Origin of the sequence: Chryseosolibacter indicum, assembly GCF_018598585.1 — a bacterium.
Lineage (GTDB): Bacteria > Bacteroidota > Bacteroidia > Cytophagales > Cyclobacteriaceae > Chryseosolibacter > Chryseosolibacter indicus.
This window is the reverse complement of the sequence record NZ_JAHESD010000058.1, coordinates 15,412-36,042: the sequence shown is the minus strand read 5'-3', so window position 1 is coordinate 36,042 and position 20,631 is coordinate 15,412. Positions and strand designations below refer to the sequence as shown.

20 protein-coding genes are annotated in these 20,631 nt (G+C 40.2%); 15 read left to right on the top strand and 5 right to left on the bottom strand.

Going from position 1 to position 20,631, the window contains the following annotated elements; all coding sequences use genetic code 11:
• Together KK060_RS19685 and KK060_RS19680 are read right to left on the bottom strand one after the other, a co-directional pair.
• On the bottom strand, positions 1-795 hold a 795-nt coding region (locus tag KK060_RS19685; protein WP_254155488.1), incomplete at its 3' end, for an alpha/beta hydrolase.
• Positions 796-863: 68 nt separating this feature from the next.
• Complete coding sequence (locus tag KK060_RS19680; RefSeq protein ID WP_254155487.1) at positions 864-3,566, bottom strand: putative LPS assembly protein LptD; 2,703 nt, start codon at positions 3,564-3,566, stop codon at positions 864-866.
• 52 nt (positions 3,567-3,618) lie between these two features.
• Between KK060_RS19680 and KK060_RS19675 the strand changes: the two genes are divergently transcribed.
• The 5 genes from KK060_RS19675 (at position 3,619) to KK060_RS19655 (ending at position 8,622) form a co-directional block, all read left to right on the top strand.
• Positions 3,619-4,443, top strand: coding sequence for an N-acetylmuramoyl-L-alanine amidase family protein (locus KK060_RS19675; protein WP_254155486.1), 825 nt, complete (start codon positions 3,619-3,621; stop codon positions 4,441-4,443).
• Positions 4,444-4,487: 44 nt separating this feature from the next.
• Positions 4,488-5,447 (top strand): MlaD family protein, encoded by a 960-nt coding sequence (locus KK060_RS19670; RefSeq protein WP_254155485.1) that lies wholly within the window; start codon positions 4,488-4,490, stop codon positions 5,445-5,447.
• Between the two features lie 157 nt (positions 5,448-5,604).
• On the top strand, positions 5,605-7,230 hold the full coding sequence (locus tag KK060_RS19665) for an acyl-CoA carboxylase subunit beta (RefSeq protein ID WP_254155489.1): 1,626 nt from the start codon (positions 5,605-5,607) through the stop codon (positions 7,228-7,230).
• An 86-nt stretch (positions 7,231-7,316) separates the two neighbouring features.
• Positions 7,317-8,171: a transglutaminase-like domain-containing protein gene (locus KK060_RS19660; protein WP_254155484.1), complete on the top strand. Its 855-nt coding sequence runs from the start codon at positions 7,317-7,319 to the stop codon at positions 8,169-8,171.
• 238 nt (positions 8,172-8,409) lie between these two features.
• Positions 8,410-8,622, top strand: a complete 213-nt coding sequence (locus tag KK060_RS19655) for a hypothetical protein (RefSeq protein ID WP_254155483.1) — start codon at positions 8,410-8,412, stop codon at positions 8,620-8,622.
• A gap of 182 nt (positions 8,623-8,804) precedes the next feature.
• Here the strand turns inward: KK060_RS19655 and KK060_RS19650 are convergent, their stop codons facing one another.
• Both KK060_RS19650 and KK060_RS19645 read right to left on the bottom strand, forming a co-directional pair.
• Positions 8,805-10,244, bottom strand: a complete 1,440-nt coding sequence (locus tag KK060_RS19650; RefSeq protein WP_254155482.1) for an aminotransferase-like domain-containing protein — start codon at positions 10,242-10,244, stop codon at positions 8,805-8,807.
• Between the two features lie 204 nt (positions 10,245-10,448).
• Complete coding sequence (locus tag KK060_RS19645) at positions 10,449-10,835, bottom strand: response regulator (RefSeq protein ID WP_254155481.1); 387 nt, start codon at positions 10,833-10,835, stop codon at positions 10,449-10,451.
• Between the two features lie 371 nt (positions 10,836-11,206).
• Here KK060_RS19645 and dinB point away from each other — a divergent pair, with 371 nt between their 5' ends.
• Positions 11,207-12,304: a DNA polymerase IV gene (gene dinB / locus KK060_RS19640; protein ID WP_254155480.1), complete on the top strand. Its 1,098-nt coding sequence runs from the start codon at positions 11,207-11,209 to the stop codon at positions 12,302-12,304.
• On the opposite strand, the gene KK060_RS19635 is transcribed toward dinB, so the two are convergent.
• Complete coding sequence (locus KK060_RS19635; RefSeq protein ID WP_254155479.1) at positions 12,286-12,648, bottom strand: hypothetical protein; 363 nt, start codon at positions 12,646-12,648, stop codon at positions 12,286-12,288. The two genes, dinB and KK060_RS19635, sit on opposite strands and share 19 nt — an antisense overlap.
• 67 nt (positions 12,649-12,715) lie before the next feature.
• Between KK060_RS19635 and KK060_RS19630 the strand changes: the two genes are divergently transcribed.
• The 9 genes from KK060_RS19630 to KK060_RS19590 all read left to right on the top strand — a co-directional run bounded on the left by KK060_RS19630 (position 12,716) and on the right by KK060_RS19590 (position 20,562).
• Positions 12,716-13,477, top strand: a complete 762-nt coding sequence (locus KK060_RS19630; protein ID WP_254155478.1) for a TVP38/TMEM64 family protein — start codon at positions 12,716-12,718, stop codon at positions 13,475-13,477.
• A gap of 148 nt (positions 13,478-13,625) precedes the next feature.
• Positions 13,626-14,177, top strand: coding sequence for an RNA polymerase sigma factor (locus KK060_RS19625; protein WP_254155477.1), 552 nt, complete (start codon positions 13,626-13,628; stop codon positions 14,175-14,177).
• A complete protein-coding gene (locus tag KK060_RS19620) occupies positions 14,158-14,427 on the top strand; it encodes a hypothetical protein (protein WP_254155476.1) in 270 nt (89 codons plus the stop codon). The genes KK060_RS19625 and KK060_RS19620 overlap by 20 nt, the downstream gene beginning before the upstream one ends.
• Before the next feature lie 4 nt (positions 14,428-14,431).
• Positions 14,432-15,103, top strand: coding sequence for a ClpP family protease (locus KK060_RS19615; protein ID WP_254155475.1), 672 nt, complete (start codon positions 14,432-14,434; stop codon positions 15,101-15,103).
• Positions 15,104-15,174: 71 nt separating this feature from the next.
• Positions 15,175-16,302, top strand: coding sequence for a glycoside hydrolase family 43 protein (locus KK060_RS19610; protein ID WP_254155474.1), 1,128 nt, complete (start codon positions 15,175-15,177; stop codon positions 16,300-16,302).
• Between the two features lie 110 nt (positions 16,303-16,412).
• Positions 16,413-16,829 (top strand): Fur family transcriptional regulator, encoded by a 417-nt coding sequence (locus tag KK060_RS19605; protein ID WP_254155473.1) that lies wholly within the window; start codon positions 16,413-16,415, stop codon positions 16,827-16,829.
• Between the two features lie 87 nt (positions 16,830-16,916).
• Positions 16,917-17,528: a hypothetical protein gene (locus KK060_RS19600; protein ID WP_254155472.1), complete on the top strand. Its 612-nt coding sequence runs from the start codon at positions 16,917-16,919 to the stop codon at positions 17,526-17,528.
• Between the two features lie 4 nt (positions 17,529-17,532).
• Entirely contained in the window at positions 17,533-19,542 is a 2,010-nt protein-coding gene (locus KK060_RS19595) for a heavy metal translocating P-type ATPase (protein WP_437124580.1), read from the top strand.
• 84 nt (positions 19,543-19,626) lie between these two features.
• A complete protein-coding gene (locus tag KK060_RS19590) occupies positions 19,627-20,562 on the top strand; it encodes a helix-turn-helix domain-containing protein (RefSeq protein WP_254155470.1) in 936 nt (311 codons plus the stop codon).
• The last annotated feature ends 69 nt before the right edge of the window (positions 20,563-20,631 follow it).

Here is a 20,631-nt window from a genome sequence, read left to right as displayed (position 1 = left end):
CTGTCCAATGATCAGCAACGTAGGCGCTTTGATGTTCTGAAATTCATAGACTACTGGTTGCGTAAAGATCATGTCATAAGTAAGGGCCGAGTTCCAGGCAATAAGTTTATAATTAGGATTGGTTGTCCAGCCGGCCTGAACGCTCACCCATTGATCATACTCGGGTTTCCATTTGTTATCATAGTAATTTTGAAGCTGATATTGTTTAATTGATTCATAGTTCTGTTTCAATTCTGTTTCATACCACTTCTCTATGGACTGATAGGGTACTTTTACTTTCCAATCCTCAAGACCAATGGGATTAGCCAAGATAAACTTGTCAACTATTTCAGGAAACATCAGCGTAAATCTTGTTGCCACCATGCCACCCATGGAATGACCAAGCACTGATATTTTGGCAATTCGCAGCGAGTCAAGTATTGATTTTGTATTGGCAGCAAGCTGATGAAAAGAGTATTGATAATTCTCAGGCTTTGATGATTTTCCAAAACCTATTTGGTCAGGTATTATAACACGATAACCTTCAGCCGTAAGTCTTTCTGCTGTCTGTTTCCAGTAGGCACCGTTAAAGTTTTTGCCATGCAATAGCATAACACTCTTGCCATTAGCATTTCTCGGCTTTACATCCATGTAGGCCATCTTATAATTCTTCAGTTGGCTTTTGATGGTGATATAGCTGACAGGAAACGGATACTCATAGTCCTTAAGCTCTACATCAAGTGTGCGTACGTCGTTTTGAGCAAAAACCGGAATAAGTGTAACAGTCAGAAAAAAGTATAGCAGCAATGTTCTCATAATCCTCATTTCAATTGGAGTTATGAGATGCTGTTGTAAAAAAATGATTCCGGCTTGTAGTGCTGGTATTAGAACCTATCCTGGAATGGCTTCCTTCTCTCCAGTTTCAAATCCTGAAGTACAGAAGCTTTCACGGCAATGGTTATGTTGTAGGACGTAAAGTACCCGAATGGTACCCAGTTCATGTTCAACTGCCAGCAGTGTAGTTCACGTGCTATCCCTATGCTGGTGGTTGTTATTTCCTTCGCTTTAAAATCATAACCAGAGGTATAGTTTATCTTCCATTTCTCAGAAATAGAAAGGTCACCGCTCATTTGTAAACTGTGTACAATTGAGGCTTTCTGATTAACAGGGTGTGTATAGCTTGCGCTATAACCCAAGTTTAAACTCCATGGTATGTCAAAGTCAACGTAAGCATTGGGGTTAGCCATAATGTGCTGTTTGTCCGCTTCAGGAATGTCAGCCTCTGCTACTTTCTCGCGCATGCTTTGCTCTTTACTCCTGCCTTTTGGGTTGAGGTTAGTACTTAATGCCAAGGTGGCAGATGTTATGCGACCTAAAGATCCACCATTCCATGCGTACCCTCTTTGTCTTGTCTCGACTCTTCTAATTACATTTCCTTCAGTGTCCGTTATATTCTTGTAACCATAATTATAAGGATCTAAGGTGGCAGATACGTTTATATTAATCAGGTTATCGAGAATGTTTGAGTTGGCAGAAATACCGATAGGTGCTAGTTTAAAGGAATCAGCCATCAGATTATAGCTCGAACTCAGGGATAAGTTGTTCAAGAGCATCACCTTTCGCTCTACAGTATCTTTCGGTGATTTTACTTTCATCTCCAGGTTGTTACCAATACCAAAGCCAATGGAACCAGCCCGGCCGGTGTTAGAACCTCCATATACAAAGCCTTCGTGATTTGAACGATACTGGGTTATCTCTTGAGTAGCCGTATCTCGGATAGGCGTGAAATAATTAATGTTCTTTGTAAAGTCAGGGGTATAACCAAATGAAATGCTCGGGTTGATAATATGTCTTATCGCCTTTACCCTGCTGTTGGGGTTCTTAAAGAAATACATACCATAAATACGTGTATTTAAAGAGGTGCTGAATGAGTAGTTTGCAATGCGGTTAAATCCTCTCGTAGTATCAGCTCTATATACATTTTCGCTGTTGCGCACCCAATTTAATCTTTCCAGATACCACCTCTCTTCGTAGTTAATGGAAGGAGAAACAGTGAAGAATTTTAAAGCCTTAAATGAATAGGAAACAGGTATCGTATGCCTCATACCATTCTTTGCATTCCTGAAAAATAAAGAAAGGTTATCTAATGTAAACGGTGCAATACTATCACGTTGCGCGGTAGGGCTTAGCCTTCCTAAGTTGTTTGTAATGCGGTTGGTCGCTGCCATCGAGTAACCAATCGAAAAATTATCAAGTGGTCCTGTAACACCCTTTCTTTGAAAAGGGTAGATGTTAGTCATGTTAAGCGTAAGATTAGGCAAGGGCAGGTCAACCAACCTGGTTTGCAAATCCTGGTTATGGCTCAGGTTCACACCAAGCGAGAAAGGTGTTCCTGCAAAACGTTTATTATAAGAAACGTTAGAGCTCAGTTTAGTAGTAATGTTACTCAGGCCGCTGTTATATAAATCGTTCGGTGCACCAAACATCAGGTTGTTATTCTTATTGAAAGTAGATGTAGCGGCATTTACTGATGCTGAGAACCTGCCTGTTCCTTTGCTTTGTGGTGAGTGGCTCCATGCAAGCCTGAAGTCGTTGGATACACTTCTGTCTTCTATTCTGTCGGTAATCCTGTTTTTAGAGTAACTGAAGTTAAAGCTTCCGTTGTAAGCGTAACGCTTCATGTAATTGGAATTCACATACAGCGCATGACTACCTTTTGAATAAATATCGCCGGTTACAGCCAGTTTAATGTATTCGCTGATGTCAAAGAAATATCCTCCGTTTCTGAAGTTAAAACCGCGCCTGCGTTCTTCACCATACGAAGGGAAAATGATCCCTGATTTACTTTCGCGCTGTGCAGGGAACATCCCGAAAAGGAAACCTGCCGGCAGAGGGATGTCATTAAATTCAAGGTAGAAAGGACCAGCTACAATTTTATCGTCAGGGATGGCTTTTGTTTTTGTTGCCCTGATCCTGAAATGCGGATGCTCAAGATTACACGTTGTATAACTGTTATTGATACTGAAGATCTCATTCTTCTCATTCTTAAAGGCCGTGCCACTATGAAGGTATCCTTCGCCTTGCTGCGTTACAACTTCCTTGATACGGGCCCTCTTTGTTTTGAAGTTGTAAATGATCCCTTTCGTCTCATAAACCTCCGAACCATTCTTAAATATGGGATAGCCGATCCGGTTGCCGAGAGAGTCTTTCGTGCTTTGGGCAGTTATTGTATTATTTGCGTAATCAATTACTATTTCATCAGCTTCCAGCTCAATAACGCCATATTTTATCTTCGCTTCTCCGTAAAGCCAGATCATTTTATTATCCATTGTAGCCCGGATGGAATCTCTGGCAGTATAGTTGATAGTAGTTTCAATATCACCTTTAGGCGGTGGTGCCTGAACCGAATCTTTCTTTAAAGTATCAGAAGGCTGGGTAACAACAGAGTCGGGAGGAGTAATGCCGCTGGTATCATTTTTTACAGGTAAAGTACCTGAAGGCGTTTTTACGCGAGGTTCAACCTGTGCAAATGCTGCTGAGCAGAGGGTGATTAAAAAACATAAGAGAATGAAACTCGATCGCTGCACAAGCCCTAATTTGAAGATGTTACCTTTATCTTTTAGTAAAAAATTTACAATTTTGCGTAAAGTTATTGCAAATACTTTGAACATTGAACTGCCTGTGAGGAATATTGGATTAACTATCCTTCTTTTAGCAATAACCTTGCTAAATTCATCAAGTACCCTGATAAAGCCGGAATTTAAAGTTGATGTAGTGGTGATTGATGCTGGCCACGGTGGCCATGACCCAGGTACAAAAGGAAAAGCAACAAAAGAAAAAGACGTAGCCCTGAAAATCGCGCTATTGCTGGGTGAGTATATCGAGAAGAACCTTCCTGATGTAAAGGTTATTTACACACGTAAAACTGATAAATATCTGGCTCTTGATGAGCGCGCGAATATTGCAAACAAGGCCAAAGCAGATCTTTTTATTTGTATTCACGCCAATTCTTTACCTGGAAGTAAGGCCTATGGCACTGAAACCTTTGTGATGGGGATGCACAAAGACAATAGCAATTTTGAAGTTGCCAAACGCGAGAACTCCGTAATTTTGATGGATGAGAACCACGCCGAGCGCTATGAAGGCTTTGATCCTGCAAGCCCGGAGTCATATATCTTATTCTCGCTCACACAGAGTGCTTACCAGGAAAGCAGTTTATTATTTGCCCAAAAAGTAGAACAACAATTTAAATCGCGGGTTGGTCGTTTAAGCCGGGGAGTAAAACAGGCAGGTTTTGTTGTTTTATGGCGCACAACCATGCCTAGTGTATTAATAGAGACGGGTTTCCTCTCAAATGAGTCCGAAGAACAATTTCTAGCAGGCGATGAAGGGCAAAAACTTATTGCTTCCGGCATATATCGCGCCTTCAAAGAATATAAAAGTGAAGTAGAATCTATAAATTGAGCCCGAATTGCGTCTACCGCATAAGTAAATTAACTGGGTAATCCATGAAATTATCGAAAGAACTGAAAGTAGGATTGTTCATGATTGTGTCCATAGTATTGTTGTACTTTGGGTTTAACTTCTTAAAAGGAATTGACTTTTTCTCTTCCGATAATAAATACTACGCTATATACAGAAATGTAGATAAACTAACTGAATCAAATCTCATCTACCTCAATGGCTACTCTGTAGGGCGCGTTAGTGATATACAAATTCAACAGGACAAAAACCGTGTGGTTGTTGAATTATCAATAGATTCTGAAATCAAGATTAATAAGTCTTCCATTGCCGTATTAAATGGTGAACTACTGGGCGGTCGCTTCATTCAACTTGTTGTGGGCGCCAGTCCTGAACCACTTAGCGCTAATGACACCATTCGTTCTGATGTAGCCAAAGGTTTGGCTGAGCTTATTGCTGAAAATGCAGAACCTGTAGCTGCCAATTTGCAGACAACGCTGAAGAAGTTAAATACCATGCTCGATACGTTGAACAGTAGCGCATTAAAGATCAACTATATGCTCAGTGACCTTCGGGCTACACCAAAATTACTGAACAGTACCATTTCATCGGTAAAAGGAAATGTAGGAGAGATCAGCGGAACATTTCAGAATGTAGGCACCAATCTTAATTCAACATTATCAGAACTGAAGCCTACTATTCAAAACTTCAGAACCATATCTGACTCATTAAAACAAATTGAGCTGAGTGGTACCATTAACAAAACACAGCAAACACTTGCGAAGATTAATGAAACCCTCTCTAAGTTAAATAGCGGGAAGAATACCGTGAGCAAACTCATGACGGAAGATTCCTTATATGTGAACTTAAATACTTTGCTGAATAACCTTGATTCTCTTACCGATCATTTCAATTCTAACCCCCGCCATTTCATGGCACCTCTGGGTAAGAGCCGTAAGAAGATAGAAAAGGAACTGGAGGAACAGCGTAAAGCAAAGAAGAATTAGGAAATGAAATTCACTTTTAAACTTCAGAACATTGTATCGAGCTTTTTTTCATAGATAGTTTATATGATGTTCTGATGTGTGTTTTCTACCTGTATATACCTAGGGCATTAAAAGTAGTTGACGCTTTTAACAACATCTTATTTGCATTATGTCTAAAATCGATTTGGAGTTCAACAAGAATGAAGATCAGTTTAAGTTACTGGTGAGTAATCTTCGCACAAAGGAAAAAAAGGTAAAGCTGGGCGGAGGGGAGAAAAAAATTGAAGAGCAACATCAGAAAGGTAAACTCACAGCGCGCGAGCGCATCGCTTATCTTATTGATAAAAAATCAGAGTTCCTTGAAATAGGATTGTTTGCGGGCGAAGGAATGTATAAAGAAGTAGGAGGTTGCCCTTCTGCAGGTGTTGTTACCGGTATCGGATATATAGAGGGAAGGCAATGTGTTATTGTAGCCAATGATGCTACCGTAAAGGCCGGGGCATGGTTTCCTATTACTGCAAAAAAGAATTTGCGGGCGCAGGAGATAGCCATGGAAAACCACCTTCCCATTGTTTATCTTGTTGATAGCGCCGGGGTTTTCCTTCCCATGCAGGATGAGATCTTTCCTGACAAAGAACACTTCGGCAGGCAATTCAGAAATAATGCAAAGATGTCTGCAATGGGCATCATACAGGTCGCGGCTATTATGGGAAGTTGTGTTGCAGGAGGTGCTTATCTCCCGATCATGTCTGATGAGGCAATGATTGTTGATAAAACCGGATCTATATTTCTGGCAGGGTCATACCTGGTCAAAGCTGCTATTGGTGAAGATATAGATAACGAAACGCTAGGCGGTGCTACAACACATTGCGAGATATCGGGCGTTACAGATAACAAGTTCCCGAATGATCAGGCATGCCTCGACTACATCAGGTCGTTGTTTAGAAAACTGGGTGCGCTTCCCAGAACAGGTTTTAATCGTGTAAAGGCGTTACCTCCAAAGGAAAAACCAGAAGATATCTTTGGAATTTTTCCTGCTGATCGTGCCAAGCCTTACGATACCCTTGAAATTATCAAACGCCTTGTCGACGATTCTGAGTTTGACGAGTATAAAGCGCTCTACGGAAAAACACTGATCTGCGGTACAGCACGCATTGATGGATGGGCAGTGGGTATAGTGGCAAACCAGAGAAAAGTTGTTAAGAATAAGAAAGGTGAAATGCAGATGGGCGGTGTTATTTATTCTGACGCTGCCGATAAAGCCGCGCGCTTTATCATGAATTGCAATCAAAGAAGAATTCCGCTTGTGTTCCTGCAGGATGTAAGTGGCTTTATGGTTGGAAGTAAAGCAGAGCATGGTGGGATTATTAAAGACGGAGCAAAGATGGTAAACGCCATGGCAAATTCTACCGTACCTAAATTTACTGTTGTAATTGGTAATTCTTATGGTGCTGGTAACTATGCCATGTGCGGCAAAGCCTATGATCCAAGACTTATTGTAGCATGGCCAACATCACAAATTGCTGTAATGAGTGGTGCATCTGCCGCAAAAACATTGTTGCAGATTAGAGTGAATACCCTGAAAGCACAGGGACAACAGATCACAAAAGAAGAGGAGGAGAAGTTGTTAAAGGAAATAACCGACAGGTATAACGAACAGCTAAGTCCTTACTACGCGGCTGCCCGTCTTTGGGTGGATGCTGTAATTGACCCACTCGAAACCAGGAAGTTTATTTCAATGGGGATAGAAGCAGCAGACTTTGCTCCTCTCGAAAAATTTAACGTTGGTGTTATTCAAACATAACCTCTTGGCAACTGCCACTTTTTGTTAGAAGGAATTTTTTTACCTTACAGCCTTATTATAGCTGTTATAAAAATTGAAAGAGCAGGATGGAGCCTAAAGAATTCAAAGCGTTGGTATCTCTTTTAGATGATGAGGATGAACAAATTGTTAGCCATGTTCAGGAAAAAATATTATCGCTAGGAACCAGCGTTATACCATTTCTTGAACAGGAGTGGGAAGTAAATTTCAACTCGCAGGTTCAAAGACGGATAGAAGACCTTATCCATACACTACAGTATGAGTTATTGAAAGAAAGGTTGAAGCAGTGGTATGCAAGTGAGGAACAGGACCTGCTCACGGGAATGTGGTTGGTTGCTACCTACCAGTACCCCGATCTTGAACTTCCCAAACTTAAACAAGACCTCGAACAGTTATATTACGAAACATGGCTTGAGTTCAAACCCGATCTCTATCCGTTCGATCAGGTGAAGCTGATCAACAGTGTAATTTTCAATAAATTGAAGTTTGGAGCGAACACCAAGAATTTCCATTCTCCAGGTAATTCAATGCTTAATGTAGTGTTGGAAACACGGAGGGGAAACCCGATCACATTGTGTGTTATTTACATGCTTGTAGCCCAAAAGCTTAAGTTGCCAGTTTACGGTGTTAACCTCCCAAACTTATTCGTACTAACCTATAAGGATGAACGTCACAACCAGTTCTATATAAACGCCTTTAATAAAGGGCTTATTTTCTCTCGACAAGACATAGAGAACTACATCGGTGAACTTCATCTTGCGCCGCAAAGCTCGTTCTTCGAGCCTTGCTCTAGCCTGGATATTATCAGAAGAGTTTTTCGTAACCTGATTATGTCTCTTGATAAAATGGGTGAGCATGCAAAGGCGGAAGAAGTAAAAGAGCTACTACTTATCATTGCAGATGGTTCTGACCTGGGCGTGTAGCACCTGACACAAAGGAGAAGCATCATTCAATTTTCTGCCACCACACAGAGAAATCAAAAGCTTATTTGACTTTTTTGGTTTTTAAAAAGCTGATTTGTCTTCTATAGGTCTTTTCGCGCAAAAATCGTGTAACAATAGAATAGCATCAGAGAGGCTCCGGGATTACCTCACCACGTGAGCTGTAAGTTTTTACTAAAGATACATACTGCAAGTCCATAGCTTGCCAAATGGCTTGGGAATGAATCATGCCAGCACCATGCGTGCGGTATACGTACAGTATGTGTACGTAAAAACAGCCTGTTTTACGCACACATATCGCACGCATAGTGCCGGCATAGCGCTGGCATCGTATATTTCGAAGCTTATTACCCTGTTATTGGTGAGCGATAAAGAAGAGGCCGTAAATCGATTATGCGCAATGGTTGTCAAAAATGGTTCTGACAGGAAGTAAAGATAGAGTTTACAGACCATAAACTCAAGTCATTTTTTTATTCCTTCAATTGCTCACGAGAAAAATGATTAAAACTATTGTCACGCAGAATCAACGATATACAAAAATAAAATGAGGTTTTTCCAAAGCTTTTCAAGCTCGCATATGGATTTCGGTTTGTCTCCTGCTTTTGATTATAAATCTTACTTATAGTCTTTCATCAGTTTGCCCAAGGTACTTAATCCTTGTTCAATTCTGCTACTCCAGGGTTGACCATAACTTATCCGAAAGCAATTTTCGAATTTACCTTGTGATGAAAATATCTGTCCCGGGGCTATGCCAATGTTATGTTTGAGAGCGCGCTTGTGTAGTTTAAACGCATTAATCTTCGCATTCATTTCAATCCATAAGGTAAAACCTCCTTGTGGTCTTGTTACACACGCATCTTCAGGAAATAAATCTGACACAGCTTGTATATAACGGAGTGATTGTGTGTGCAAGGCTTTGCGTAAATGGCGCAAGTGTAACTCAAACCTTCCGTTACTTAAAAAGTTTGCTACCGCAGCTTGTGTTAAGGTGTTTGTTGAAACGGTGTGCATTCTCTTTAACCGCAGAATCTTTTCTTTAAATCTTCCCGGTATAGTCCACCCAATGCGATAGCCCGGTGCGAGTGATTTCGAGAATGATGCACAATGCAATACAAGTCCTTTTTTATCGTAAGTTTTGCAGGTTTTAGGTCGGGTTTTACCAAAATACAACTCGCCATAAATATCGTCTTCAATTAATGGGATTTCTTTTTTGGCAAGCATATCAACCAGGCGCTTTTTGTTTTCGTCGGGCATGCAGCTACCTAATGGGTTATTGAAGTTATTCACGAAAAGACATGCTTTAATATCAAACCTTGGAATTGCCTTTTCGAGATAGTCAAGGTCAATTCCCGTTAAGGGATTAGTAGGAATTTCAACAACTTTTAAACCGTGACTTTCCATTACCTGGAAGATGGCGAAGTATGTAGGGCTTTCTATCGCAATTGCATCTCCTGGTTTTGTTATCGCCTTCACGCAAAGTGAAAGTGCTTCAACTGTACCTGCAGTAACAATAATATCATCTTCACTTGGCGCGCCACCCCAGTTAAAAGCTTGCCTTGCAATTTGTTTTCTTAACAATACGTTTCCCTGAATATGTTCGTAGTGCAGGCAGCTGGTTTTTGAATCGCGCAGTACGTGCATTACCGCTTTGTTTAGCTTGGCTGTGGGCAGCAGTTCTACGGCAGGAGCACCGGTAGAAAAATTGAGAATCTTTTCCGCATTGAGGTCAACATAAACACTGTTGATCATGTCATCGACGCTTACAGGTGTCGCGTCATCAAAAGGCTCACTGGTTTTAGGAAGGTCGCGCGTATACTCTCTTGAAAATTTTACATAATAGCCCGACTGGGGCCGTGCCTCGATTAGACCCTTGCTTTCAAGAAAGTAATAAGCTTGAAATGCCGTGCTTAAACTGATGCCTTGCTCTTTACTCAGCGCACGAACAGACAGCAATTTGTCACCAACTTTTAGAACTTTCTTTTCTATTAAAGTTTCAATTCTTTCAGCAACCTCAACGTACTTATGGTCAGTTCTGATTTCAAGTGTTTCACGCATATTCAACTGATATGATCAAATATACTAAAATCCAAACTGTTTTGTTTGCAGTTTATTACTGAAATATGGGTCGAGATACCTTAAAAAAGGTGCTTCTGCTGCTAAAAAAATAGAATAGCTGCCTAGCCAATAAAAAAATTATTGATTGAGAAGTGGGAAGGAAAAACATCAAAATTAATTTCTACATAACATTCAAATTAAAAATTAGGCGCTTGCCATTCCTACATCTTTTTGTTTACCAAGATGTTTTGAAATAACATTGATAAGATTTTTAAAATTGAACGGCTTTTCCAATGAATCGTCTGCATAGTATTTAGGTGCTACGCTTCTTAAACCTGGAAAGGCTGAAACCAGTATTACTGGAACATTCTTCGTAACTGCATTTAATTTAAGGAATCTGCATAGCTCTAAGCCATTGATTCCAGGTAGGTTCACATCAAGCAGGAAGAGATCGGGCGTACTTACAGCACGGTTAATTAAATTATCACCATTTGGAAGTACTTCTACCGTATAACCCGCTCGGGACAATGTGTCCTGAAGCAGGTATTGGATATCCTGATCATCTTCAACCACCACAATTCTCTCTCCCATGACTAAGACTTTTTTATTCTTTCGGGTTGGACAAAACTGTGCCACCTATGCACCATTGGTCAGTTTTTGAAGGTAAAATTTGAAGCTTTTTAAAATTTGATGTTGATGTATAAAAGAAACGCAATGAATTATACTTTCTTATTGATTCAATTTCAGCGGAAGATTAATGCAAAAGGGCGTCATTCTTTAATATTACTCCTTAGCGACATTTCTAGTTGCCTGCCGGTTGTAACTGAACCGGTACGATAGCAACGTTGAGGTGTTACCTGCATTCACTGCTTATATCTCGTCCTATCGTTGTAAATGAGTGGCATTTCGGACATATAATTCTTTAAAGATTTTTTAAATCGGATTAGATTTGCACAAATTTCATGAACGATTCAGGACATAGGAAGATTATTCACGTAGATATGGATGCTTATTATGCATCAGTAGAGCAGCGTGATAACCCTGAATATCGAGGTAAACCAATTGCTGTAGGAGGCTCACCTGAGGGCCGTGGTGGTGTAGTGGCTACGGCCAGCTATGAGGCGAGAAAATTTGGAGTTCATTCAGCAATGCCATCCAAAAAAGCAAAACAACTTTGTCCTGATATTATTTTTATCAAGCCAAGGTTTGATGTTTACAAACAGGTGTCGAAGCAGATCCGCGAAATATTTGAGCGTTACACAGATATTATTGAGCCATTGTCGTTAGATGAGGCTTACCTGGATGTGACGGAAGACAAGCAGAACATTGGGTCGGCTATAGAAATTGCCAAGCAGATAAGAGAGGCCATCAGACAGGAATTAAATTTAACAGCTTCCGCCGGAATATCAATCAACAAGTTTGTAGCCAAGATTGCGTCAGACATTAACAAGCCTGATGGAATGGCATTCATTGGGCCCTCGCGCATCAGTGCTTTTATGGAAAATCTTCCTGTTGAAAAGTTTCATGGTGTTGGAAAAGTTACTGCAGAAAAGATGCGGGAGTTAGGCTTGTATACGGGAGCAGACCTGAAAAAACTTTCTGAAGCTGACATGACGAAGCACTTCGGTAAAACGGGTAAGTTCTTTTACAAAATTGTAAGAGGAATTGATGATCGGAAAGTACAACCCCACCGAGAAGTAAAATCTGTAGGAGCAGAGGATACATTTCCATTTGATCTTACAACCGTTGAAGCAATGCATGTAGAGCTCGACAAACTTGCTGTACTGGTGCAGGATCGTTTGCTTAAACATAAGCTCAAAGGAAGAACGATAACACTAAAAATTAAATATCACGATTTTAAGCAGATAACACGAAGTCATTCTTTTGAGAATGCAGTAGATGATTATAATCTCATTTTGCAAACTTCCAAGGAACTACTCGCAGCCACTGAAGTTGCCAACAAGCGAATCAGGTTACTTGGCATTTCACTATCTAATTTCGGAGATCTTCTTCAGAAGGTTAATAACGAAAAAGTTTCAGATCAATTGTCTTTGTTCTGAGTTTTATCACTCACAATTCTGATCTTGGTCGGGAAGCTCAGTTTGAAATCTTTTCTTCTGTTATTAATTCCTATCGCTTTATTAACATAACCTTTTTTGTATTCTTTCACGCGTGCCTCAAACACTATCGTCATTCCTTCCTTTAAATTAACTTTCTCAAACCCTTTTGTGTAGCTCAGCCATAAGTGATCCGTAACAACTTGTTGCGTTTCAACATCGACAATATTTCTTAGAAGAAGGGTTGTATCTGTATACCCATTGTAGTTTACTTTTTTACCGAACCGCTCAAAATACGCACGAAAATGTTTGCGTATACCTTCCTGCTCGCCCAGCGTTTTTCTCATGCTGAAAATTATAAAATAAACAGAACTCAGTTAGTTAGCGGGTATAGTTTTTATAAAATACATGGAGATGAAAACGAGGAACAAAAATATTGTTACAAACACGGGTACAAGTAAATTACCACTTATTGTCTCAATTTCTGTAATAGTAATAATGGTAGGTTCTTATTTTCTGATACCAGGTTTTCAAAGCTTTATAAATGAAGCTTATGAAGTTTTAACAAGCGATGATGAGCAACGCACAAAGGAATGGGTCTCTCAGTTCGGATTTTGGGGCCCTCTTGTAATCATTGTGGTTATGATTCTTCAGATGTTTCTGTTTGTGGTTCCTAATGTTCTTTTAATGATGATCGCTATTCTCAGCTATGGACCGGTATGGGGATCAATAATTGCATGGGTTGGTATTTTTGCAGCCTCTACGGTGGGGTACTTCATTGGAAGAAGACTAAGTTTTGTGACAGTAAGTAAATTTGTAAGTGTATCTACCCAGGACAAGCTTGCAAGCTTTGTTAAAGATTATGGCATGGGTGCAGTATTCATTTTCAGGTTATCATCGTTCTCAAATGACTCGCTAAGCCTTGTTGCGGGCATATTAAAAATGTCTTACCGTAAATTTATCCTGTCTTCTGTTACAGGAATTATACCCTTAATTGTTCTGCTTGCCATTTTTGGGAGAAATGGTAAAATCGAAAACGCTTTGCTAATCATCGGCGGAATCTCAGTTATCTGCCTCATTCTCTATATTATCATTGACAAGCGCAGAAAGCGTGCAAAAAGTTTAGCTTCGGGTTCTTTCGCCTACAGCAGCCAGAAGAAGAATAAAAATTCTTAGTAATCGCGTCTAATTAGTAATTTGGCCAGTGTCAACAGCGCTTTTATGCTGCTTAAGTTGATATGGATGGATTTTAGCCTCTAAAAAAAAGTTGGTTATTAGAGGTGATATTTTCTGTTTTATATGCACATACTAATAAAGGATGGTTATGTTCAAAACGGCATCAGAATCGACAATAAAAATCAATCGGGAGAAGCTATTCTATGAATTGTACGAATCTTCTTTTCCTGCAGTGGCAAGATTTGTCAGGAAGATGAACGGTAACTTTGATGACGCCAAAGATATTTTCCAGGAGGCATTAGTAGTGTATTATGAGAAGTCGTCAATTGAAGGCTTTGTTATCAGCGCCTCCCATGAAGCATACATTCTGGGAATAGCAAAGCATTTGTGGATAAGGAAGTTCAGGAAAGATCAGCATGTTGTAACTTTTAGTGTTTCGGAATCTGAAATTGTTATTCCTGACACGCATAACACTACCATGAACGAAGAGAGACTTCTTCACCTATTGGAAGAAACCGGTAAGAAGTGTCTTGACCTTCTTGTCTCATTTTATCATGACAATAAGTCGATAAAAGAGATCATGAATTTTCTGGGTTATAGAAATGAACATACTGCAACGGTTCAAAAGTATAAATGCCTTGAACGTGTAAGGGATACAGTAAAAGAAAAACAACTTACTTATGAGGACTTCTTTGAATGAGATCAGAACCATAGAGCGCTATCTGCAGGAGAAGATGACCGATGAAGAGAAGTTGTCTTTCGAAATCGAGTTATCAGAAAACAAGGTATTGCAGTTGCATCTCGGGCTTCAGAAGAAAGTTTACCGCCTAATCGATCTCTATCACAGAAGATTTTTGAAGCGCGAAGTAGCACATATCCATCATATCATTTTCAGCGATCCTGCAAAAGTCAAGTTCCAGGAGAGCGTTCGTAAAATATTTAAACCATAATATTATGATTAATTCAAGTATTGTTCCCATGGTTATAGAAAACAATGGGCGGGGAGAACGTGCGTACGATATTTACAGCTTGTTACTAAAGGAAAGAATTGTTTTTCTTGGAACAGGTATTAACGATGCTGTTGCTAATCTTATTGTTGCTCAGCTTCTCTATTTAAATAGCGTAGACCAGAAGAAACCGATCAGCTTGTATATTAATAGTCCCGGCGGAAGCGTATATGCAGGATTGGCAATATATGACACCATGCAAATGATACAGGCACCTGTTTCTACTGTAGCAGTAGGCGTTTCTGCAAGTATGGGCACCGCACTGCTGACGTCAGGCGCAAAAGGTCAGCGTTATGCTTTGCCACACGCCACCATTCACATGCATCCTACAGGAGGAGGAGCACAAGGTTATACGGAAGACGTAAGGATTGCTACCCGCGAGCAGGAGCGACTTCAGACTCAATTGTTCCATTTAATGGGTAAGCATTCAGGACATACCTGGAAGGAAATTGAAGACTATTTCCTGCGCGACAAATATTTAAGTGCACCAGAAGCAAAATCTTTTGGGCTTATCGACGAGATACTTGGAGATATAAGTGATGTAATTCAGCTCGATAGCGCGGCATTTCGTGTAAACTTCTTTCAACCCTTTAAGGAGGTGAATAAAATAGAAGTATAGTCATGTTGACTATTTGATTAAATTTTAGGAGCTTAGATGGAAATTAAACTACTAACTCCAAACGTACAAATATGCTCTTGCACAACAGGTTATTTCGCCTTTCCATGATTGGAATTATGGTTGCCTCAGTTTTCGGAACAACGTCTTGCGGTAACAAGAAGAGTTCCGATCTAACTGAGGAACCGGACTCAATTAAAGATACCTCAGCAAATGAAGCCAAGTCTATTTCCAAACCGCTGGTAGAACATATCTATACGGCAGACCCTTCTGCGCATGTGTTTGATGGAAAGATCTACATTTATCCTTCACACGACATCGATACGGGTGCACCAGAGAATGACATGGGTGATCACTTTGACATGAAAGATTACCATATTCTTTCAATGGATAGCATCGGTGGACAAGTTACCGATCATGGTGTTGCGTTGGATATTAAAGATGTTCCCTGGGCAGGCAGACAATTGTGGGCTCCGGACGCAGCTCACAAAGATGGAAAGTACTACTTATATTTTCCCGCTAAGGATAAACAAGATGTTTTCAGAATTGGTGTAGCAACGAGTACATCACCTGCTGGTCCTTTTAAGGCTGAGCCTCAACCTATCAAGAACAGCTATAGTATAGATCCTGCAGTGTTCCAGGATACAGATGGCTCTTTCTATATGTACTTTGGTGGTATCTGGGGCGGACAGCTTCAACGCTGGGCTACCGGTAAATATGATGCGAACGGATCAAAGACTGATCTTCAGAAAGACGATGAGCCTGCTATCAGTCCACGTGTTGCAAAGCTAAGCAAGAACATGCTTGAATTTGCTGAGCCCGTTAAAGAAATAAAACTACTAGACGAGAACGGTAAAGAGATATTAGGGAAAGACCATGACCGCAGGTTTTTTGAAGCTTCATGGGTGCATAAATATAACGGTAAATACTATTTCTCATATTCAACAGGTGATACGCACTTTATCAATTATGCAATAGGAGATAGTCCTTATGGGCCTTTTACTTATAAAGGGGTTGTGCTTAAACCTGTACTGGGATGGACAAACCACCATTCTATTGTAGAAATAAAAGGTAAGTGGTATCTTTTCTATCATGATGTTGAGCTTTCTGGTAAAACACCTTTGCGTAATGTAAAGGTAACAGAGCTTCATCATAATGCCGATGGTACTATTCAAACTATTGAACCTTATACAAAACAGTAAGACCAGGGAAATGTTTAATTCCTTAGAGCAGCTTCTTTCCAAAAGGAGCTGCTCTTATTTTTATCACGGTGCCAATTTTTTGGATAATTGTATGTATATATTCGTGGATTATGAATAAAGAACTTGAAGCAAGGCTTACAACAAAGAATATTAAGCCTACTGCTATGCGCATACTGGTTCTCGATTATTTAAATCGTCACGCAAGCGCTGTCAGTCTTAAAGATCTTGAAGAGAATTTAGAATCTACCGACCGGATTACATTATTCAGAACATTGAAGACGTTTGAAGAACATAAAATCATCCATAGTATAGATGACGGTTCAGGTTCAATCAAATATGCTTTATGTGCCCAAACCTGCGAATGCGATTATCCCCAGGACTTGCATGTACATTTTTATTGTAAAGTCTGCTTTGAGACCAAATGCCTTCCCAAAATCAAAATACCAGCCATTAATCTTCCTGAACATTATGCTCCGGAGGAGGCAAATGTTGTCGTAAAAGGTATCTGTGATGGCTGTATGATATAAGATTGCAATTTAGTTGCAGTGTTTAGCATGTAGATTTGCACTTGTTAAGCTTAATGTTTGTTAAGCAGCAAAGGCATTATAAATCGAATGATAACAATTATTACCGGTAGTTTAGTCCTCAGTATCCTGCATGCATTAATTCCTAATCACTGGCTTCCTGTTTTGGCGGTTGGAAGGAAGGAGAACTGGTCGTTAAGCCAAACAACATCCGTTACCATTATTTCAGGTGGAGCACATGCATTAAGCACCGTGCTTATCGGCCTTGCTTTTGGATTTCTCGGTGTTAAGCTGTCACAACATGTTCTGCAGTTTACGCATATCATCGCCCCTGTAATTCTCATAGTGCTTGGTTTGTTCTTCATCTATCAGCATCATAAGCACAAACACTTTCATTTACATAGTCAACCCAAGGCGCTGTCGAGAAATAGAATTATTGCAGGACTTGTTATAGCGATGTTCTTTTCACCCTGCTTTGAAATAGAAGCCTTCTTTCTTATGGCAGGCACGCAAGGGTGGCACCATGTGATACTTCTTGCTTTGTTGTATACGATCGTAACAGTAACCGGAATGGTAATATGGGTAAGGCTCACCTATCTTAAATTAATAAAGTTAAACTGGCACACCCTCGAGCACAATTCGGGAATTATTACAGGCGTAACACTGATAATCACAGGTATAATCTCGTTTTTTATCCAATAGAATTATGGTTGAGAATAATAAAAATATAAATACTGTGACGAAGGCAGTAACAAGTCATTCGCACTCAGGGCACAATCATAACCATGATCACGATCACAGTCATGACCACGATCACGATCATGGTCATAGCCATGGTTCTTATTTCAGCTGGATTAATAATGAGTGGTATGCCGCACTGGTAAGCTTCATCTTTTTGAGTGCAGGCCTTTTAATGGATACCTGGATCAAGCCAATCTGGTTTAAAGATTTAATTCGCTTCATCTGGTATGTTATTGCCTATATCCCGGTAGGCCTACCTGTGCTTGCAAGGGGAGTGCGCCTTGCTTTTAAAGGAGATCTTTTTACAGAATTCTTCTTGATGGGTTTAGCTACGATTGGTGCATTTTATATTGGTGAATTTCCGGAGGGTGTTGCAGTAATGCTATTCTACTCTGTAGGAGAATTGTTTCAGGATGCTGCAGTTAACCGGGCGAAGCGAAGTATCAAAGCTTTGTTGGATGTCAGACCAGATAATGCATCGGTATTAAGAAATGGAAAATATGTAGTTGTTAATCCGGCAGATGTTAAAGTTGATGACACCATACAGGTTAAAGTAGGAGAGCGGGTACCACTGGACGGGACGATCATTAATGAAGGAAGCACCTTCAATACTTCAGCTTTAACAGGTGAAAGTTATCCGTCTTCTATCCGTACGGGAGAAACGGTGCTGGCCGGTATGATCAATGAAGAAAAAGTTGTTGAGGTGCATGTTACAAAGTTATTTAATGACAGCTCGCTTGCCAGAATATTGACGCTGGTACAAAACGCCCAAGGGAGAAAAGCAAAAACAGAATTGTTTATCAGAAGATTTGCCAGGGTGTACACTCCCATTGTGGTATTTTTTGCCATCGCACTTACACTACTGCCCTTCTTTATTGTTGAAGACTACAACTTCAACCAATGGCTCTACAGGGCGTTGATTTTTCTGGTGATATCGTGTCCATGTGCATTAGTAGTAGCCATCCCGTTAGGTTATTTCGGAGGAATTGGGGCGGGCTCTCGAAACGGCATCTTGTTTAAGGGGTCAAACTTTCTGGATCGTATGAGAAGGGTAGATACCGTTGTGATGGATAAGACAGGAACATTAACCGAAGGAGTTTTTAAAGTACAAAAAGTGGTGAGTAAAGAGTTGCCCGAACAAGAATGGCTACCTCTGCTTACAGCTTTGGAATCTCATTCAAACCACCCGATAGCACGCGCTATTGTAGCATACCAGTCTCATGTAAAGCCAACTATATCAATACAAAATATAGAGGAGATCAGGGGTTACGGAATGAAAGGTGTATCAGAAGGAAGACAAGTACTTGCTGGCAATAGCAAACTGATGGATCGTTTTGGTATTCCTGTAAAGGAAACTATGGAGGCTACTTCAGGCAGTATTGTTTTTGTTGCTGTTGGTAATCAAATGGCTGGATACGTTGTTGTGTCAGATTCTATAAAAAAAGATGCGGAAGATGCTATTCAAAGGATGAAGGCATTAAATATTCGGACAATTTTGCTTAGTGGCGATAGGCAGGATGTTGTTAACTCGGTAGCTAATAAGCTTGGCATAAGTGAGGCGTTTGGAGATCTGCTTCCTGAAAATAAAGTAGAGAAGCTTGAAGCAATAAAGAAAGGCAAAAGGGGAGCAGTTGCTTTCGTTGGCGATGGTATTAATGATGCTCCCGTGTTGGCACTAAGTGATGTTGGTATAGCAATGGGTGGTTTAGGCAGTGATGCAGCTATTGAAACGGCAGATGTGGTGATTCAAACTGATCAGCCTTCTAAGATCATTACGGCTATTAAAATCGGGAAGGCAACAAACAGCATTGTGTGGCAAAATATAATAATGGCTTTTGGAGTAAAGATTGTTGTGCTTTCATTGGGTGCATGGGGTGTGGCCTCAATGTGGGAGGCTGTATTTGCCGACGTGGGAGTAGCACTGTTGGCAATTTTTAATGCTATTCGTATCCAAAAAATGAGTTTTAGGTGGTAGATGCAGTTTTTTAACCCTTGCAGGATGACGTTCGTCTGGTTTAGCGCTTTGGAAAATGTTGTTTGATTTTCATAATTTTGAAAAATGAGCCACTTATTCACTTTACAGGAGTTTTATAAGGTTTACTTTCCAAACGATTTAGCCAAGCAATGTATTATACTCCCCCAGGTCGGTCATTTTAATGTCTTTAAGCGAGGGCAGTTTTGCAAGCACCTTACCCAAATACACAGAAGTGATTTTTATAAGATCTCGTTGATCATAGGTACTGGTATCCTGCACCTGGAAGACAGAAAGATTGAAGTTAATGGCAGAGCCCTTGTGTTTTATAATCCATCAGTGCCACATCTGTGGGAAAATGTATCACCGCAGCAGGATGGTTTCTTTTGTCTATTTAACAGAGAGTTTATAAAGTCTTCCGCTGTTGAAAATGTTTTCAGAAGTTCTCCCTTGTTCAATGTAAACATGAACCCCGTTTATCATTTGACGAAAGAGCAAGCGGATGATCTCATGTTTATATACAACAAGATGTTGATGGAGGTGGAAGCGAACTACACAAGAAAATACGAGGTAATTCACAACTACCTGCAGCTCATCATTCACGAATACAACAAAAATCAGCCTCTTTACCTAACGTCAGAAAAGTACGTAAATGCCTCGTCGCGGATCGCATCGTTATTTATCGAATTGCTTGAACGTCAGTTTCCCGTCGATTCAACAGAGCGTTCATTAAAACTCAAAACTCCACACGACTTTGCAGAAAGGCTATCTGTTCATGTAAATCATTTAAACCGGGCGGTAAAGGAAATAACAGGAAGAAGCACATCCGAGATTATTGCTGCGCGTATAGCTGCAGAAGCTGAAACCCTTTTATTAAATACGGATAACACTGTTGCTGAGATCGCCTATAGCCTTGGATTTGAACATCCTTCGAACTTTAACATCTTCTTTAAGAAGCAAACCGAGACAACTCCAAAGACAATACGTGCTGGTGCTGTAAGGGCTCAATCGATTGCGTCATAAAATTATTTGAATCTCATATTAAATGGTTTGAATCGCATAATTTTATTGCGAAACTAACTGCCCTTTTTT

Bases quoted from the DNA above. Each gene is read 5' to 3' on its own strand.
- KK060_RS19600 (WP_254155472.1), top strand. From the start codon at position 16,917: ATGATAACAATTATTACCGGTAGTTTAGTCCTCAGTATCCTGCATGCA.
- KK060_RS19635 (WP_254155479.1), bottom strand. From the start codon at position 12,648: ATGAGAAAAACGCTGGGCGAGCAGGAAGGTATACGCAAACATTTTCGT.
- KK060_RS19610 (WP_254155474.1), top strand. From the start codon at position 15,175: ATGCTCTTGCACAACAGGTTATTTCGCCTTTCCATGATTGGAATTATG.
- KK060_RS19645 (WP_254155481.1), bottom strand. From the start codon at position 10,835: ATGGGAGAGAGAATTGTGGTGGTTGAAGATGATCAGGATATCCAATAC.
- KK060_RS19630 (WP_254155478.1), top strand. From the start codon at position 12,716: ATGAAAACGAGGAACAAAAATATTGTTACAAACACGGGTACAAGTAAA.
- KK060_RS19590 (WP_254155470.1), top strand. From the start codon at position 19,627: ATGAGCCACTTATTCACTTTACAGGAGTTTTATAAGGTTTACTTTCCA.
- KK060_RS19615 (WP_254155475.1), top strand. From the start codon at position 14,432: ATGATTAATTCAAGTATTGTTCCCATGGTTATAGAAAACAATGGGCGG.
- KK060_RS19595 (WP_437124580.1), top strand. From the start codon at position 17,533: ATGGTTGAGAATAATAAAAATATAAATACTGTGACGAAGGCAGTAACA.
- KK060_RS19650 (WP_254155482.1), bottom strand. From the start codon at position 10,244: ATGCGTGAAACACTTGAAATCAGAACTGACCATAAGTACGTTGAGGTT.
- dinB (WP_254155480.1), top strand. From the start codon at position 11,207: ATGAACGATTCAGGACATAGGAAGATTATTCACGTAGATATGGATGCT.
- KK060_RS19605 (WP_254155473.1), top strand. From the start codon at position 16,413: ATGAATAAAGAACTTGAAGCAAGGCTTACAACAAAGAATATTAAGCCT.
- KK060_RS19660 (WP_254155484.1), top strand. From the start codon at position 7,317: ATGGAGCCTAAAGAATTCAAAGCGTTGGTATCTCTTTTAGATGATGAG.
- KK060_RS19670 (WP_254155485.1), top strand. From the start codon at position 4,488: ATGAAATTATCGAAAGAACTGAAAGTAGGATTGTTCATGATTGTGTCC.
- KK060_RS19625 (WP_254155477.1), top strand. From the start codon at position 13,626: ATGTTCAAAACGGCATCAGAATCGACAATAAAAATCAATCGGGAGAAG.
- KK060_RS19655 (WP_254155483.1), top strand. From the start codon at position 8,410: ATGAATCATGCCAGCACCATGCGTGCGGTATACGTACAGTATGTGTAC.
- KK060_RS19620 (WP_254155476.1), top strand. From the start codon at position 14,158: ATGAGGACTTCTTTGAATGAGATCAGAACCATAGAGCGCTATCTGCAG.